The organism is Sphingomonas pokkalii (assembly GCF_003096275.1).
GTDB lineage: Bacteria > Pseudomonadota > Alphaproteobacteria > Sphingomonadales > Sphingomonadaceae > Sphingomonas > Sphingomonas pokkalii.
In genome coordinates this window covers 1347733-1362005 of record NZ_QENQ01000001.1, presented here as the reverse complement: position 1 = coordinate 1362005, position 14273 = coordinate 1347733, and the positions used below count along the sequence as shown (strand labels likewise).

Sequence of the window (14273 nt, the reverse complement as noted above, 5' to 3'; positions counted from 1 at the left end):
GTTGGGCCGGCGGAACATTTCGGCACCCGCCATATCTTGAGTCAAGAAGTTATCCACAGGCCCAAGCGCTGGTGGGTGTGGCCGAAAAGACTCAGTTTCCGCGCGTCGAAAATTTTCCACACCTGTGGATAAGCTGGAACGTTCCGCCAACGTCTCAACCGATTGCAATGGCCTCGCCGCCGCCCGAGACACTCGCTGCAAGTCGGGCACGCGCCTGGGGGAACAGCCCCATTTCGTACAGCGCCTGCGCCTCGCGGCCGAACCATTCGGCCTCGCCGCCGAATCGGACGCGCGCTGCCACGCATAGCGCGACGCGCACCTCGCACGAGCTGCCTATGGCGGTGATCGCGCCACGCATCGCCGTGCGGCTGGGCCGCGCCCCCAACATGTCGGAAGGCAGCCGCACCGCCAGCGCTCGCTCCCGCCACGGCGCGATCTCGCCCAGGTCGGCGAAGTCGCTCGCCAGCACGGGGTCACGGAGCGTTGCAAGGAAGGCCACATGCAGCGGGTGTGCGGGACTGGTCAGCCCCGCTTCGTCGTCGAAGCGGAAGCGGATTGCGCCCAGCCCGCGCGATTCCGCATAGCGGACCATCGCCGCCATTTCGTGGAAGCTCGCCGGCCCCACGATCGCCTCGCGGAACAGTTCGGCCAGCACGGGATCATAGCGTGTCGTCGGTTGGAACCCACCGGCCGAACCTCGCACGATGCTGCCCAGATACGCCATGCCCGCTCCTCCCGCTGCTATCCTTGCATTGTAGGACGGCGGGGGCAGGCAGGGCCGCACTAGGCAAAATTTGCCGGGCACAGCCTCGCTTGCCCACCCCCCGGGCCTTTCCTATGTGAACGCCTGGCGGGAAGGATGCCATCCCCATGCGGACCAACATAAAGATCGCACCTGAGCGCCTTGTCGCGCATGAGGGGCAGGTTTCGACGGTCCACCGTCCAGGAGTGCAATAACAATGTCCGACTTTGACTTCGACCTTTTCGTGATCGGCGCCGGCTCCGGCGGCACGCGCGCCTCGCGCATGTCGGCCGCCTATGGCGCCAAGGTCGCGGTGGCGGAGGAGTATCGCGTCGGTGGCACCTGCGTGATCCGCGGCTGCGTGCCGAAGAAGCTGCTGATCTTCGGCGCGCATTTCGCGGAGGACCTGAAGGACGCGCGCCGCTTCGGCTGGGACGTGCCCGATTGCCGGTTCGACTGGCCGACGCTGCGGGACAACGTGTTGGCGGACGTGGATCGGCTCAACGGCCTCTACACTCAGGGACTGGAGAATAACGGCGTCACCATCCTGCACGAACGCGCCACCGTCACCGGCCCGAACGAGGTTACGCTGGCAAGCGGCCGGGCGGTCACCGCCAAGACGATCCTGATCGCCACCGGCGCGCATCCGCATGTGCCAAGCTTCCCCGGCAGCGACTATGGCATCACCTCCAACGAAGTCTTCCACCTGGCAACGCTGCCCAAGCACGTACTGATCGCCGGCGGTGGCTATATCGCCAACGAGTTCGCCGGGATCTTCAACGAATTCGGGTCGAAGGTGACGCTGGTCAACCGCAGCGACGTGATCCTGCGCGGCTATGACGCACAGGTCCGCGACCGGCTGCTCCAGATCTCGATGACCAAGGGCATCGAATTCCGCTTCTTCGCCGAGTTCGAGAAGATCGAGAAGCAGGAAGACGGCAGCCTGCGCGTATCGATGACCAACCACGAGCCGATCGACGTCGATTGCGTACTGTTCGCCACCGGCCGCGTGCCCAACAGCAAGGGGCTTGGCCTGGAAGCGGTGGGCGTCGAATTGGACGACAAGGGCGCGGTGAAGGTGGATGCCGACAATCGCAGCTCGGTCGCCAGCATCTATGCGGTAGGCGACGTGACCAACCGCGTGCAGTTGACCCCGGTGGCGATCCGAGAGGGCCAGGCCTTTGCCGACACGATGTTCGGCGGCAAGCCGCATCAGGTGGATTACCACTGCATTCCAAGCGCGGTATTCAGCCACCCGCCGATCGCGTCGGTGGGCATGACCGAGGGTGAAGCGCGCAACACGCTCGGTTCGGTGAAGGTCTATACCTCGGACTTCCGGGCGATGAAGAACGTGCTCGCCGGGCGGCACGAGCGGGCGCTCTACAAGATGATCTGCGATGGCGTGACCGGCCGCGTGGTGGGCCTGCACATGATCGGGCCGGACGCGCCGGAGATCCTGCAGGCGGCCGCCGTAGCGGTGAAGGCGGGGCTTACCAAGGACGCGTTCGACGCCACCGTGGCGCTGCACCCGACCATGGCCGAGGAATTGGTACTGCTGAAATAGGCGTTTCGCCGACGGACTGGTTAAAGAGCCGTACATCCATATCCGGTAGGGGGGCGCATATCGCTTGCTGATCCGGAGACGCTGCCGTGAACGACATCCTGGTGCTGGACCATGTGCTGGGCGAAGCGCAGCGGCAGCGTGTCTGGGAATTCCTGGATCAGCCGGGCTGGAAGCATGGCGCCTATTCGTCGGATCGGCCGGATGCGCCGCGCTATTCGTATAAGCATTTCGCCGGCTATCAGCGCAGCGCGCAGGAAGACCGCGATCCCGATGCGATCGGCAACGAGCTGGCGATGATGGCGCCGGTGATCGCCGAGGTATGGCGCGAACTGCTGCGCAAGCCGCTGAAGCACCAGATGCTGTCGCGCTGCTATGCCAATTCGATGCCGGCGGGGGTCGGCGGCGGGGTGCATCAGGATTCCGACTGCCGCGAGCATCTGACCGCCATCTATTATCCGCAGGCGGAATGGTGCGCCGATCAGGGTGGCGAGACGCTGTTCTTCAGCCGTAACGTGGCAGAGGTGATCAAGGCGGTGGTGCCCAAGCCCGATCGGTTGGTGGTGTTCCCCGGCACGATCCCGCATGTTGCCCGGCCGATCTATGGGGCGGGCGACACGGCGCGGATCACGCTGATGTTCAAGACGCTGGGGCGGCGCAGCACCGGGATCGCCGAGCGCCGCCGCTGACGATCAGCTATCATGGGCGATCAGATCGTCGCCTGTGCTGCGTGGCACCTTGCCGGCACCCCGCGACAGCCAGATCGTCGTTGCCAGATCCCAGGTGACATTGCCGACGGTGCGCATGATGTCCGGCAACGTTTCCACTGCGACCAATAGGCCCAGCGGGGTGATCGGCGCGCCGATGGTCGCCGCGACCGGCGAAATCGCGCTGACATAGCTGACCGTGCCGGGCAGGCTGACCGATCCGAGCGAGGTCAGCGTGGCGACGACGGCGCCCAGCAGCAACGTCGCCGGATGCAGCGGCACGCCGAACCATTCGGCGATGTAGATCGCCACCGCGAAGTTCATCGCGGGCCCGGTCGAGCGGAAGATCGCCACGGCGAGCGGCAATGTGACGCCCGAGACCGCGACCGGCACGCCCACCTCTTCGGCACCCTCGATCATCACCGGCAGCGTCGCGAGCGAGGATTGGGTGCTCAGCGCCACCGCCTGGCTGGGCAGCGCCGCCCGGAACATGCGGGAGAAGCCGATTCGCCCGCCGAGCACGGCGGCGGGATAGGCGAGCAGGGTGATCACCAGCCCGACCGCCGAGACGATAAGGATATAGTGAAGCAGCGCGCCGAACGCGCCGGTGCCCGCCTTGGCGCCGACGACCAGCGCCAGCGCGAACACGCCGACGGGGCCGATCCACAGCACCCAGTCGATCACCACCAGCATCACGTCGCGCACCGCGACGAAGAAATTGGTGAGCAGCGCCCGCGATTCCGCCGCCACGCGGGTGATCGCGAAGGCGAAGACCAGCGCGAAGATGATCAGCGACAGGAAGGCGTTCTCCGCTGCCGCCTTGACGATGTTGGCGGGGATGATCGCCGCGAGGAACTCGCCCAGCGGGGGCACGGGGCCGATCTTCTCGGCGCCGGTCAGCGCGGCGCGCAGGCTGGCGGCGGAGTCCTGCGGCAGCGGCGCGATCTGGAGGAACAGCGGCGTCAGCAGCGCGGCGAGCAGCGCCGAGCAGAACAGCAGCGTCACGTAGAGCGCGATGGCCCGGCCGGCGAGCCGCCCCGCGGCAGCGGCCTCGGCGGTTGCGGTGACGCCGGTGATCAGCAGCGCGACGACCAGCGGCACGATCGTCATCTGCAGCGCGTTCAGCCAAGCCTGTCCAACGGGCTGTGCCCAGCCCGCCGCGGTAAGGCCCCATTGCGGCGAAAAGGCCGCCAGCGCTGCGCCGACCGCGAGCCCGGCCAGCAGGGAAAGAAGAATACGGGTAGGTTGCGACATGCTCGCCCTTTAAGGTTTTCGCCGCTATCACAGCACGCTCACAACGCGACAAGGGCGCGAGAACGAACCGCATGGCAAGAAAATATTTCGGCACCGACGGCATCCGCGGCGCGACCAACCTCTCCCCGATGACGGCGGCGATGGCGATGAAGGTGGGCATGGCCGCCGGCGCGCATTTCCGCCGGGGCGACCATCGCCACCGCGTGGTGATCGGCAAGGACACAAGGCTTTCCGGCTATATGCTGGAAAATGCCATGGTTGCCGGCTTCACCAGCGTCGGCATGGACGTGGTGCTGGTCGGCCCGATGCCGACACCCGCCGTGGCGATGCTCACCCATTCGATGCGCGCCGATCTCGGCGTGATGATCTCGGCCAGCCACAACCCCTATTTCGACAATGGCATCAAGCTGTTCGGCCCGGACGGCTACAAGCTCTCCGACGCCGATGAGGAAGCGATCGAGGCGCTGATCGACGGCGAGGTCGCGCTGGCGCCCTCCGCCGCGATCGGCCGGGCCCGCCGCGTCGAGGACGCGCGCGGCCGCTATATCCACTTCGCCAAATCCACCTTCCCCTCCGATCTGACGCTCGATGGCCTGAAAGTGGTGGTCGATTGCGCCAATGGCGCCGCCTATCAGGTCGCCCCCTCGGCACTGTGGGAACTGGGAGCGGAAGTCGTCTCGATCGGCGTTTCCCCCAACGGCAAGAACATCAATGACGGCGTCGGCTCGACCGCGCCGCAGGTGCTGTGCGAGACGGTGGTCGGCTCCGGCGCGGCGCTGGGCATCGCGCTCGACGGCGATGCCGACCGGCTGATCGTGGTCGATGAGACCGGCACGGTGATCGACGGCGACCAGCTGATGGCGCTGATCGCCACCGGCTGGGCGCGGCAGGGCAAGCTTGCCGGCGGCGGGCTGGTCGCGACCGTCATGTCCAATCTCGGGCTCGAGCGGCATCTCGCCGCGCAGGGGCTGGGGCTGGTGCGCACCAAGGTGGGTGATCGCTATGTGCTCGAGAAGATGCGCGGCTCCGGCTACAATGTCGGCGGCGAGCAGAGCGGACACATCATCCTCTCCGACTATGCGACCACCGGCGACGGGCTGGTCGCGGCGCTGCAGGTGCTGGCCGAGATCGTCCGGGCAGGGGCCCCGGCGAGCGAGGTGCTGCACCGCTTCGAGCCGCTACCGCAGCTTTTGAAGAACGTCCGCTTCGCTGGCGGCAGGCCGCTCGAGGACGAACGCGTCAAGGATGTGATCGCGGGCGCCGAGGCCGAGTTGAAGGGCCGAGGCAGGCTGGTGATTCGCGCGTCCGGCACCGAGCCGGTGATCCGCGTGATGGCGGAAGGCGACGACAAGGCGCAGGTGGAAGCGGTGGTCGATCGTGTGTGTGATGCGGTGCGCGTTGCGGCGGGGTGATCGGCCGGGCGTCGCCGAAGCGTAGCGTCATGGATCGCTCTCCCCACATCCTGGGCGCCGCGTCGAACCTGCTCGGCATCGCGCTGCTCATCATCACCGGCCTCAAGCTTACCAAGGTCGCCGATCAGACGATCGCGGACGAGGTGGCCATGGGCGCGTGCCTGTTCTTCGCCATCAGCTGCCTGCTCTCCTATCTCGCGATCCGTTCGCCCGAGGCGACGCGGACGGAAGACATCGCCGACAAGGCTTTTCTGTGCGGTCTGGCGGCGCTGCTGATCGCGGTGCTGATCGTTGCCTTCAACCCACCGCACTGAGCGGCGCTTGCCTCGCGCGGCAAGGAGACTAGAAGATTGCGCGATGCTGGAAATGCGGCCTGATTGCGAACGCTGCGGCGTCGACCTCCCCGCCGATACCGGCGGTGCGTTCATCTGCTCGTTCGAATGCACCTTCTGCGCCGAATGCGCCGACGACATGGACGAGCGCTGCCCCAATTGCGGCGGCGAGTTGCTCGATCGTCCTGCCCGCGTAGGCGACGCGCTGAAGCGACATCCGGCATCCACCGAGCGCAAGCACAAGGGATAGGGCCATGGGCGCACGCGTGCTGATCATCGCAGGCTCGGATTCCGGCGGCGGCGCCGGGATCCAGGCCGACATCAAGACCGTCACCATGCTCGGCGGCCATGCCATGACCGCGATCACGGCCATCACCGCGCAGAACACGGTGGGCGTGCAGGCGGTGCATCCGGTGCCGACCGACATGGTTCTCGCGCAGATCGACTCGGTCGTGCGCGACATCGGTGTCGATGCGGTGAAGATCGGCATGATCGGCTCCGCCCGCACCGCACTCGCGGTGGCCGAGCGGCTGGCCGAGCTGCCCGGCGTGCCGGTGGTGTTCGATCCGGTGATGATCTCGACCAGCGGCGCCCGCCTCGCCGACGAGGCGACCATCGCCGCGTTCGAACGGCTGATGGACCGCGCGACGGTGATCACGCCCAACCTGCCCGAGCTGGAAGCGCTGGGCCACGATCCGCAGGAGATCGTCGCGGCGCATCGCTGCGCGGTGCTGGTGAAGGGCGGGCACGGCACCGGCCCCGAGGTGGTCGACACGCTTTATTCGGCCGATCCCGAGGATCCGCCGCAGATCGAATGGCGCGATCCCAAGATCGATACCGAGAACGATCACGGCACCGGCTGCACGCTCGCCTCCGCCATCGCCTGCGGGCTCGCCTGCGAATGGGATCTGCCAGAGGCGGTGAGCCGTGCCCGCCGCTTCGTGCGGATCGCGATGCGCGAGGCCGAGGGGCTGGGCCGCGGCCATGGCCCGATGGCGCAACAGGCAGTGCGGCTCGATCTCAACATGAGCTTCTTCGAGCCGATGCTGAATCAGGTGACGGTGCCGGCCAAGGACTTGGCCGCCAGCGAGCGCTTCTACCGGCTGCTCGGGCTGCGGCAGGTGGTGCGCGCCTCGCCCCGCTATGCCCGGTTCGAGACGGAAGGCGGCGCGACCTTCTCGATCGCCACCGATGAGGCGTATACCGCCCCGGTCGTCTATTTCGAATGCGGCGACCTCGACGTGACGGTCGCCTATCTGCAGCAGCAGGGCTTCCGCTTCGAGCAGGAGCCCCGGGACGAGAAATGGGGCTGGCGCGAGGCACGGCTTCGCGATCCTGCCGGTAACGCCATCCGTCTCTATCAGGCTGGCGAGATGCGCCGCTTTCCGCCATGGCGGATCGAGGACGATGCCTGACCTTAGCTACGAAACCCGTTACTTGCAGCTCCATGCCGGCCCGGTCGCCGGGGTGGACGAGGCGGGGCGCGGCCCGCTCGCCGGACCGGTGGTTGCCGCAGCGGTGGTGCTGGATCCGGACTGCATTCCGGAGGGGATCAACGATTCGAAGGCGCTGACTGCCGCGAAGCGCGCCCGGCTGTGCGAGGAACTGCTGGCCTGTGCGAAGGTGGGGGTGGGCATCGCCAGCGTCGAGGAGATCGATCGGCTCAACATCCTCTGGGCGACGATGCTGGCGATGACGCGCGCGGTGGAGGCGCTCGGCTTCCCGCCCGCCTTCGTGCTGGTCGATGGCAATCGGTGCCCGAAATGGCACCATCGCAGCGAGGCGGTGGTCAGCGGCGACGCGCTGTGTCTGTCGATCGCGGCGGCCTCGATCGTCGCCAAGCATCGCCGCGATTGCATGATGGTGGAACTGGATGCGCAGTTCCCCGGCTATGGCTGGGCGTCGAATAAGGGCTATGGTGGCAAGGCGCACCAAGAGGCGCTGCGCCGGCTGGGTCCGACGCCGCACCACCGCCGCAGCTTCGCACCGGTGGCGCAGGCGCATCTCGATTTCGGGCCGATCGCGGCGGCGTGACGGCCTGAAGACCGTTGCACCTCCCGTCTAGCGCACGACGGCAGCCCTCCCGGGAATGGGGAGGACGCGCCGCACGCCATGGCCGTTACCGCTTGCGGACGAACTCCGCCCGCAGCACCAGGCCTTTGATCCCGTCGAACTTGCAGTCGATCTCCTGCGCGTCGCCGGTCAGGCGGATCGACTTGATCAGCGTGCCGCGCTTCAGCGTCTGGCCGGCGCCCTTCACGGTCAGGTCCTTGATCAGCGTTACCTGATCGCCGTCCTGGAGGAGGTTGCCGACCGAGTCGCGCACTTCCACGGTGTCCGCAGCGGCCGCCTTGGCCGCGGCCTCGGCGGCGGGGATCCACTCCCCGCTCGCCTCGTCATACACATATTCTTCGTCGCTCATGCGCCAAATGCCCTTTGAATCAGGTCGTTGGTGGAGGGATCGAATTCGAGCCCGCCCTTGTCGGCCGCCTTGGCCATTTCCTTGCCCAGTTCGACGCCGAACTGGTCGAACGGGTTGATGCCGAGCAGCACCGCGTTCACGAACACCCGGTGCTCGTAAAAGGCGATCAGCGCGCCCAGCGTGCGCGGATCGACAGCGTCGAGCAGCAGCGTCGCGCTCGGCCGGTCGCCCGGATAGCTGCGCGCGGGGTCTTCATGCCCCTTGCCGGCCATCAGCGCCGCACCCTGCGCGAACATGTTGAGCAGCAGCTGGCGATGATGCCCCTCGGCAAGTGCATCGCCCGCCTCGATCACACCGACGAACTCGAGCGGCACCAGGTGCGTGCCCTGGTGGAGCAGCTGGAACACCGCATGCTGCGCATCGGTGCCCACCCCGCCCCAGGTGATCGCAGCAGTCGGATAGGTCACCGCTTCGCCCTCGGCGGTGACGCGCTTGCCGTTCGATTCCATCTCCAGCTGCTGGAGATAGCTCGGCAGCAGCTTCAGCCGCTCGTCATAGGCGAAGGTCGCGCGGGTCTCGCAGCCGCGCGCCTGGGTGTAATAGAGGTCCGCGAAGGCCGCGAGCGCGGGCGCGTTCTGCGCCAGATCGGTCAGGCGGAAGTGGCGGTCCATCTCGGCCGCGCCTTCCAGCAGTTCCTCGAATGCGTCCCAGCCCAGCGCCAGCGCCGCCGGGAAGCCGATCGACGACCAGAGCGAATAGCGCCCGCCGACGCTCTCGAAGAACGGCAGCACGCGCGTTTCGTCGACACCCCATTCCACCGCCTTTTCGGGCGAGGCGGTCAGCGCGACAACCTGGCCATAGGGATCCTCGACCCCGCCCTCGGCCATCCAGGCGAGCGCGCTCTGGGCGTTGAGCATCGTCTCGGTGGTGGTGAAGGTCTTGCTCGCGATCACCAGCAGCGTCGCCTGGGGATCGAACGCATCCATCGCGTCTTCCAGCGCCACGCCGTCGACATTGGAGACGATCGCCACGTCATAGCGGTCCATGTCGCGGCCCAGCGCGTCGACCAGCAGGTCCGGCCCCAGCGCCGAGCCGCCGATACCGATATGGAGGATGTGGCGGATCGGGCCCAGCGCCTCGGCCTCGATCGCGTCGATCAGCGCGCGCATCCGCTCGTGCTGGCTGCGGGCGCGGGCGACGCTCTCGGGCGCGCCTTCATAGCGCTCGGCGGTATGCTCGGCGGCGCGGCCTTCGGTCACGTTGACCACCTCGCCTGCGAACAGCGCGTCGCGCTTGGCGGCGAAATCCATCTGCTGCGCCAGCGCGGCGAAGGCGGACACCGCCTCGGCGGTCAGGTGTGTCTTGGACCAGTCGAAATGGATGCCGGCGACATCGACGCTCAGCCGCGACAGCCGCTCGGCGTCGGCGGCGAACAGGTCGGTCAGTTTCGCAGCGGGCAGGGATTGGATCGGCGTCCAGTCGGGCAAGGCCATGTTCATCTCCTTGGTGGCAGGCGTCCCCCTATCGTCCCGCACCGGCGCGTTCCAGCCTCATTCCACCGCTTGACCTCCCCGCCGTGCCCTAGCAGAGCAGTGCCCATGGAAACGCCCGCCTCCACCGAACCCGGCGCCACGCGCCCCGAAACTGCGCAAGCGCCTGCCGCGAAACCGGAAAAGCCGAAGTCGGAATGGCGCGACCTAGCCACCTTCCTGCTGAAGCTCGCGCTGATCGTGTTCATCGTGCGCAGCTTCATCTTCTCGCCGTTCAGCATTCCGAGCGAATCCATGCTGCCGCGGCTGCTGATCGGCGACTATCTGTTCATCACCAAATGGAACTACGGCTATTCCAAGCACTCGCTGCCGTGGAGCCTGCCGCTGATCCCGGGCCGCATCTTCCCCGGCACGCCGGCGCGCGGCGACGTGGTGGTGTTCAAGGCCCCCAACCATAATGGCGAGGACTGGATCAAGCGCGTCATCGGCCTGCCCGGCGACACGATCGAGATGGTGAACGGCCAGGTGATCCTGAACGGCAAGCCGGTGCCGAAGCAGCGCATCGCCGATTTCGTGTTGCCGATCTCGCCCAACTATCCGGTCGCCAGCGCGGAAACCCAGGGTCGCGGCTGCGCGCCCTCGATGGTGCGGCAACAGCCCGATGGCACGCTCGTCTGCCGGATGCCGCGCTTCCGCGAAACCCTGCCGAACGGCAAGACCTATAACGTGCTCGATCTGGCAATGCTGGACCAGGACAACACCCAGGTCTTCACCGTGCCCGCCGGCCATGTCTTCCTGATGGGCGACAATCGCGACAATTCCACCGACAGCCGCTTCCCCCAGCCGCCCTATGGCAACGGCATCGGCTTCGTGCCGATCGAGAATATCGAAGGCAAGGCGGTGGTGAACTTCTGGTCCACCGATGGCAGCGCCAACTGGTTCCTGCCCTGGACCTGGGTAACCGCCGCGCGCTGGAACCGGATCGGAGAAGGCTTCTGAGTACGAACGGATTGGGCGGCTGGGTCGAGCGGACCTTCGGTCGCCCGGCACAAGAGCTCGCCGCGTTCGAACGTGCACTTACCCATGGCAGCCAGGCCGCCGGCAATTATCAGCGGCTGGAGTTTCTCGGCGATCGGGTGCTGGGCCTGATCGTCGCCGAATGGCTGTTCGAACGCTTCCCGGAAGAACCCGAAGGCGCGCTTTCGCGCCGGCTGAACGCGCTCGTCACCGGCCCGGTCTGCGCCGATGTCGCGCGCGAACTGGGCGTCGTGCCGTTCCTCCGCCTGGGCAAGCAGGCCCGCGACGACGGTGCCGCGGACAGCGATAATGTGCTGGGCGATGTGATGGAGGCGCTGATCGGCGCGTTCTACCGCGAAGCCGGCCTCGATGCGGTGCGCAAATTCGTCCGCGCCGCCTGGGGCGAACGGATCGACGCCCATGCCAAGGCCCCCAAGCATCCCAAGTCGGCGCTGCAGGAATGGGCCGCCGCCCGCAACCGCCGCCCGCCCGAATATGAAGTGGTCGATCGCTCGGGGCCGAACCATGCCCCGCGCTTTACGGTGAAGGTGTCGGTCGGCAAGCTCGCCGAAGCCTCGGCCGAAGGCAGCAACAAGCAGGAAGCCGAAACCGCCGCCGCCGCCGCGCTGCTGGCGAAGCTGGGCGGTTCCTAGGCTTTTCTTAGCCCCTCCCCTTCACCCGATGCGGGGTTGGGATCGGGCAGTGTCTCACCGAGACCGACCGCGGTTCTGCGATCCCTGCGCCCCCTCGCCCCCATCCCCATTCCCCTCTACAATCGGACCCCATGACCGAACCCACTTCCCAATCCTGCGGCGTCGTCGCGATCGTCGGCGCACCCAATGCCGGCAAGTCCACGCTCGTGAATGCGCTGGTCGGCCAAAAGGTCGCCATCGTCAGCCCCAAGGCGCAGACGACGCGTGCCCGGCTGATGGGCATCGCCATCGAAGGCGACGCGCAGTTGCTCCTCGTCGATACGCCAGGCATCTTCACCCCCGAACGCCGGCTGGATCGCGCGATGGTCGCCGCCGCCTGGGAAGGCGCGGAGGGCGCGGATCTGATCGCACTGGTCGTCGATGCCAAGGGCGGGATAGGCCCCAAGGTCCATGCGATCATCAACAGCCTGCGCAACCGTCCCGAGCGCAAGGTGCTGATCCTCAACAAGGTCGACATTGCTGACAAGCCGCGCCTGCTCGGCCATGCCGCCAAGCTTAACGAGGCGCTGGCGTTCGACGAGACCTATTTCGTCTCCGCACACACCGGCGACGGACTGCCCGAACTGAAGGCTGCGCTGGCCGGCGCGATGCCCGCCGGCCCCTGGCACTTCCCGGAAGACCAGGTCTCCGACGCCACCGAGCGGATGATCGCGGCCGAAGTGACGCGCGAACAGCTCTATCTCCAGCTCCATGCCGAACTGCCCTATGCCAGCGCGGTCGAGACAGAGAAGTATAGCGAGCGCCAGGACGGATCGGTCGAGATCCACCAGCAGATCCTCGTGGCCCGCGATACCCAGCGCGCGATCGTGCTCGGCAAGGGCGGTGCCCGCATCAAGGAAATCGGCGCCCGCGCCCGTGCGGAGCTGTCGCGGATCATGGGCGTGCCGGTGCACCTTTACTTGCACGTGAAGGTGAACCCGAAATGGGAAGAGGATCGCAGCCTCTATCGCGAGATCGGGCTCGACTGGGTCGATTGATCGGCGTTCCGTCGCGGGCCTGCTTCGTGTACGCACGCCCGCGATGTTCCGCCGTCCCCTGCTCGCTTCGCTGATCCTCGGCTTCGCCTCCGCCACCGGCTTCGCGCCGTTGCAATGGTGGCCGCTGACATTGTTGTGCTTCGCCGGCCTGTTCGCGCTGGTCTATCGCGCGCCCGGCCTGCGCGGGGCACTGCTGCGGGGGTGGCTGTTCGGGCTCGGCCATTTCACGCTGGGCGACAACTGGATCCAGCACGCCTTCGACTTTCAGGACAAGATGCCCCCTGCGCTCGGCTATCTCGCCGTTGTGCTGCTGGCAGTCTATCTGGCCGTCTACCCTGCCTTGGCGATGGCGGCGGCCTGGGCGTTCGCGCGCAAGGTAAAGGCGCGGTCCGGCTGGATCGAGCCCGATCTAGGCTATGTCCTTGCCGGTGCCGCCGCCTGGATCGTCACCGAATGGCTGCGTGGCGTGCTGTTCACCGGCTATCCGTGGAACCCGCTCGGCGTGGTCTGGGTGCCGGTGCCGGGGGTGCGCAATCTCGCCACGCTGATCGGCACCTATGCGCTGTCCGGCGTCACCCTTGCGCTGGCGGGCACGCTCTATCTGGCGACCCAGCGCCAGTATCGCGCGCTGGCCGTCGCCGCCATCGCGCTCCTGGCCCTGAACCTCGGCTGGTCCGATCGCTGCGATCGCATTCCCTGCATCAGCACCGCAAGCGGCACGGAAGTGGTGATCGTCCAGCCGAATATCGGCCAGGACGCGGTCGGCCGCCCCGATTATGCCGAATATCTGCTCACCCGCATGATCGATCTCAGCGGCAAGCCCGGTCCGCTGCCGCGTCTCGTCGTCTGGCCGGAGGGCATGGTCGATTACTTTGTCGAGGAGGGCTATCCTCCGCCATGGTATCGTCAGGATCCCCGCCTCGTCCGCGCGCGGATCGCGGCGGTGCTCGGCCCCTATGACCGCGCCCTGATCGGCGGCACCGCTGCCCGTTTCGATCGCAACGACTCCATTCAGAGCATCGGCAATTCGGTCTGGGCACTCGATCCGGACGGGATGCTCGGCGGCCGCTACGACAAGGCGCACCTGGTGCCGTACGGCGAATATCTGCCGATGCGCACGCTGCTGGCGCCGCTCGGCCTCGCGCGTCTGGTGATGGGGGACATCGATTATGTGCCCGGCCCCGGCCCCCGCGCGCTCGCCCTGTCCGGCTTCGGCAATGCCGGTATCCAGATCTGCTACGAGATCATCTTCTCCGGCCAGGTGGTGGACGAGGCGCACCGGCCGGACTTCCTGTTCAATCCGTCGAACGACGCCTGGTTCGGCCGCTGGGGACCGCCCCAGCATCTGGCGCAGGCCCGGCTGCGCGCGATCGAGGAAGGCCTGCCGATCCTGCGTTCCACGCCCACCGGCATCTCTGCCCTGATCGACGGGCATGGCCGGCTGCTCGGCACGATCCCACCGGGTCAGGCTGGTGCGATCCGCTTGCCGCTCCCCCGCCCATTGCCGCCTACGCTGTTCTCCCGCGTCGGCAACTGGATGGTGCTGATCGTCGCGGCGCTTGCAGGATTGTTCGCGATTGCCAATCGGCGATGGGCTCGTTAGGGAGTTGATATAAGGAAAGCTTTATATGGGCATGGCAACGGCC

15 protein-coding genes are annotated in these 14273 nt (G+C 67.1%); 11 read left to right on the top strand and 4 right to left on the bottom strand.

Annotated features, from left to right (window positions below):
- Positions 1 to 154: 154 nt before the first annotated feature.
- Entirely contained in the window at positions 155 to 724 is a 570-nt protein-coding gene (locus DD559_RS06175) for a hypothetical protein (protein WP_116468413.1), read from the bottom strand.
- 235 nt (positions 725 to 959) lie between these two features.
- Between DD559_RS06175 and gorA the strand changes: the two genes are divergently transcribed.
- Positions 960 to 2306 (top strand): glutathione-disulfide reductase, encoded by a 1347-nt coding sequence (gene gorA / locus DD559_RS06170; RefSeq protein ID WP_116468412.1) that lies wholly within the window; start codon positions 960 to 962, stop codon positions 2304 to 2306.
- Positions 2307 to 2392: 86 nt separating this feature from the next.
- On the top strand, positions 2393 to 2992 hold the full coding sequence (locus DD559_RS06165) for a 2OG-Fe(II) oxygenase (protein ID WP_116468411.1): 600 nt from the start codon (positions 2393 to 2395) through the stop codon (positions 2990 to 2992).
- Between the two features lie 3 nt (positions 2993 to 2995).
- Here DD559_RS06165 and DD559_RS06160 read toward each other — a convergent pair whose 3' ends face one another.
- Positions 2996 to 4264, bottom strand: a complete 1269-nt coding sequence (locus tag DD559_RS06160; RefSeq protein WP_116468410.1) for a dicarboxylate/amino acid:cation symporter — start codon at positions 4262 to 4264, stop codon at positions 2996 to 2998.
- Positions 4265 to 4335: 71 nt separating this feature from the next.
- Between DD559_RS06160 and glmM the strand changes: the two genes are divergently transcribed.
- The 5 genes from glmM to rnhB are packed head-to-tail and all read left to right on the top strand — an operon-like array spanning position 4336 to position 8042.
- Positions 4336 to 5676 (top strand): phosphoglucosamine mutase, encoded by a 1341-nt coding sequence (glmM, locus tag DD559_RS06155; RefSeq protein WP_116468409.1) that lies wholly within the window; start codon positions 4336 to 4338, stop codon positions 5674 to 5676.
- Positions 5677 to 5705: 29 nt separating this feature from the next.
- A complete protein-coding gene (locus DD559_RS06150) occupies positions 5706 to 5990 on the top strand; it encodes a hypothetical protein (protein WP_116468408.1) in 285 nt (94 codons plus the stop codon).
- 43 nt (positions 5991 to 6033) lie between these two features.
- Entirely contained in the window at positions 6034 to 6258 is a 225-nt protein-coding gene (locus DD559_RS06145; RefSeq protein ID WP_116468407.1) for a DUF1272 domain-containing protein, read from the top strand.
- A 4-nt stretch (positions 6259 to 6262) separates the two neighbouring features.
- Positions 6263 to 7423 (top strand): bifunctional hydroxymethylpyrimidine kinase/phosphomethylpyrimidine kinase, encoded by a 1161-nt coding sequence (gene thiD / locus DD559_RS06140; RefSeq protein WP_116468406.1) that lies wholly within the window; start codon positions 6263 to 6265, stop codon positions 7421 to 7423.
- Entirely contained in the window at positions 7416 to 8042 is a 627-nt protein-coding gene (rnhB, locus tag DD559_RS06135; protein WP_116468405.1) for a ribonuclease HII, read from the top strand. Before thiD ends, rnhB begins: the two co-directional genes overlap by 8 nt.
- Positions 8043 to 8127: 85 nt before the next feature.
- Here rnhB and DD559_RS06130 read toward each other — a convergent pair whose 3' ends face one another.
- Positions 8128 to 8430, bottom strand: coding sequence for an alkylphosphonate utilization protein (locus DD559_RS06130; protein ID WP_116468404.1), 303 nt, complete (start codon positions 8428 to 8430; stop codon positions 8128 to 8130).
- Entirely contained in the window at positions 8427 to 9923 is a 1497-nt protein-coding gene (pgi, locus tag DD559_RS06125; RefSeq protein WP_116470749.1) for a glucose-6-phosphate isomerase, read from the bottom strand. The genes DD559_RS06130 and pgi overlap by 4 nt, the downstream gene beginning before the upstream one ends.
- A 105-nt stretch (positions 9924 to 10028) precedes the next feature.
- Between pgi and lepB the strand changes: the two genes are divergently transcribed.
- From lepB to lnt, 4 genes are all read left to right on the top strand, one after another.
- Positions 10029 to 10919 carry a signal peptidase I gene (gene lepB, locus DD559_RS06120; RefSeq protein WP_116468403.1) on the top strand — a complete coding sequence of 297 codons (891 nt, stop codon included), beginning with the start codon at positions 10029 to 10031 and terminating at the stop codon, positions 10917 to 10919.
- An 11-nt stretch (positions 10920 to 10930) separates the two neighbouring features.
- The gene (gene rnc / locus DD559_RS06115; RefSeq protein ID WP_116468402.1) at positions 10931 to 11590 is read left to right on the top strand and encodes a ribonuclease III; all 660 of its coding nucleotides are present in this window, start codon (positions 10931 to 10933) and stop codon (positions 11588 to 11590) included.
- Positions 11591 to 11721: 131 nt separating this feature from the next.
- Positions 11722 to 12627, top strand: a complete 906-nt coding sequence (gene era, locus DD559_RS06110; protein ID WP_116468401.1) for a GTPase Era — start codon at positions 11722 to 11724, stop codon at positions 12625 to 12627.
- A 43-nt stretch (positions 12628 to 12670) separates the two neighbouring features.
- On the top strand, positions 12671 to 14230 hold the full coding sequence (lnt, locus tag DD559_RS06105) for an apolipoprotein N-acyltransferase (RefSeq protein ID WP_116468400.1): 1560 nt from the start codon (positions 12671 to 12673) through the stop codon (positions 14228 to 14230).
- Positions 14231 to 14273 lie beyond the last annotated feature (43 nt).

Bases quoted from the DNA above. Each gene is read 5' to 3' on its own strand.
- DD559_RS06175 (WP_116468413.1), bottom strand. From the start codon at position 724: ATGGCGTATCTGGGCAGCATCGTGCGAGGTTCGGCCGGTGGGTTCCAA.
- gorA (WP_116468412.1), top strand. From the start codon at position 960: ATGTCCGACTTTGACTTCGACCTTTTCGTGATCGGCGCCGGCTCCGGC.
- DD559_RS06160 (WP_116468410.1), bottom strand. From the start codon at position 4,264: ATGTCGCAACCTACCCGTATTCTTCTTTCCCTGCTGGCCGGGCTCGCG.
- glmM (WP_116468409.1), top strand. From the start codon at position 4,336: ATGGCAAGAAAATATTTCGGCACCGACGGCATCCGCGGCGCGACCAAC.
- DD559_RS06150 (WP_116468408.1), top strand. From the start codon at position 5,706: ATGGATCGCTCTCCCCACATCCTGGGCGCCGCGTCGAACCTGCTCGGC.
- DD559_RS06145 (WP_116468407.1), top strand. From the start codon at position 6,034: ATGCTGGAAATGCGGCCTGATTGCGAACGCTGCGGCGTCGACCTCCCC.
- thiD (WP_116468406.1), top strand. From the start codon at position 6,263: ATGGGCGCACGCGTGCTGATCATCGCAGGCTCGGATTCCGGCGGCGGC.
- rnhB (WP_116468405.1), top strand. From the start codon at position 7,416: ATGCCTGACCTTAGCTACGAAACCCGTTACTTGCAGCTCCATGCCGGC.
- DD559_RS06130 (WP_116468404.1), bottom strand. From the start codon at position 8,430: ATGAGCGACGAAGAATATGTGTATGACGAGGCGAGCGGGGAGTGGATC.
- pgi (WP_116470749.1), bottom strand. From the start codon at position 9,923: ATGGCCTTGCCCGACTGGACGCCGATCCAATCCCTGCCCGCTGCGAAA.
- lepB (WP_116468403.1), top strand. From the start codon at position 10,029: ATGGAAACGCCCGCCTCCACCGAACCCGGCGCCACGCGCCCCGAAACT.
- era (WP_116468401.1), top strand. From the start codon at position 11,722: ATGACCGAACCCACTTCCCAATCCTGCGGCGTCGTCGCGATCGTCGGC.
- lnt (WP_116468400.1), top strand. From the start codon at position 12,671: ATGTTCCGCCGTCCCCTGCTCGCTTCGCTGATCCTCGGCTTCGCCTCC.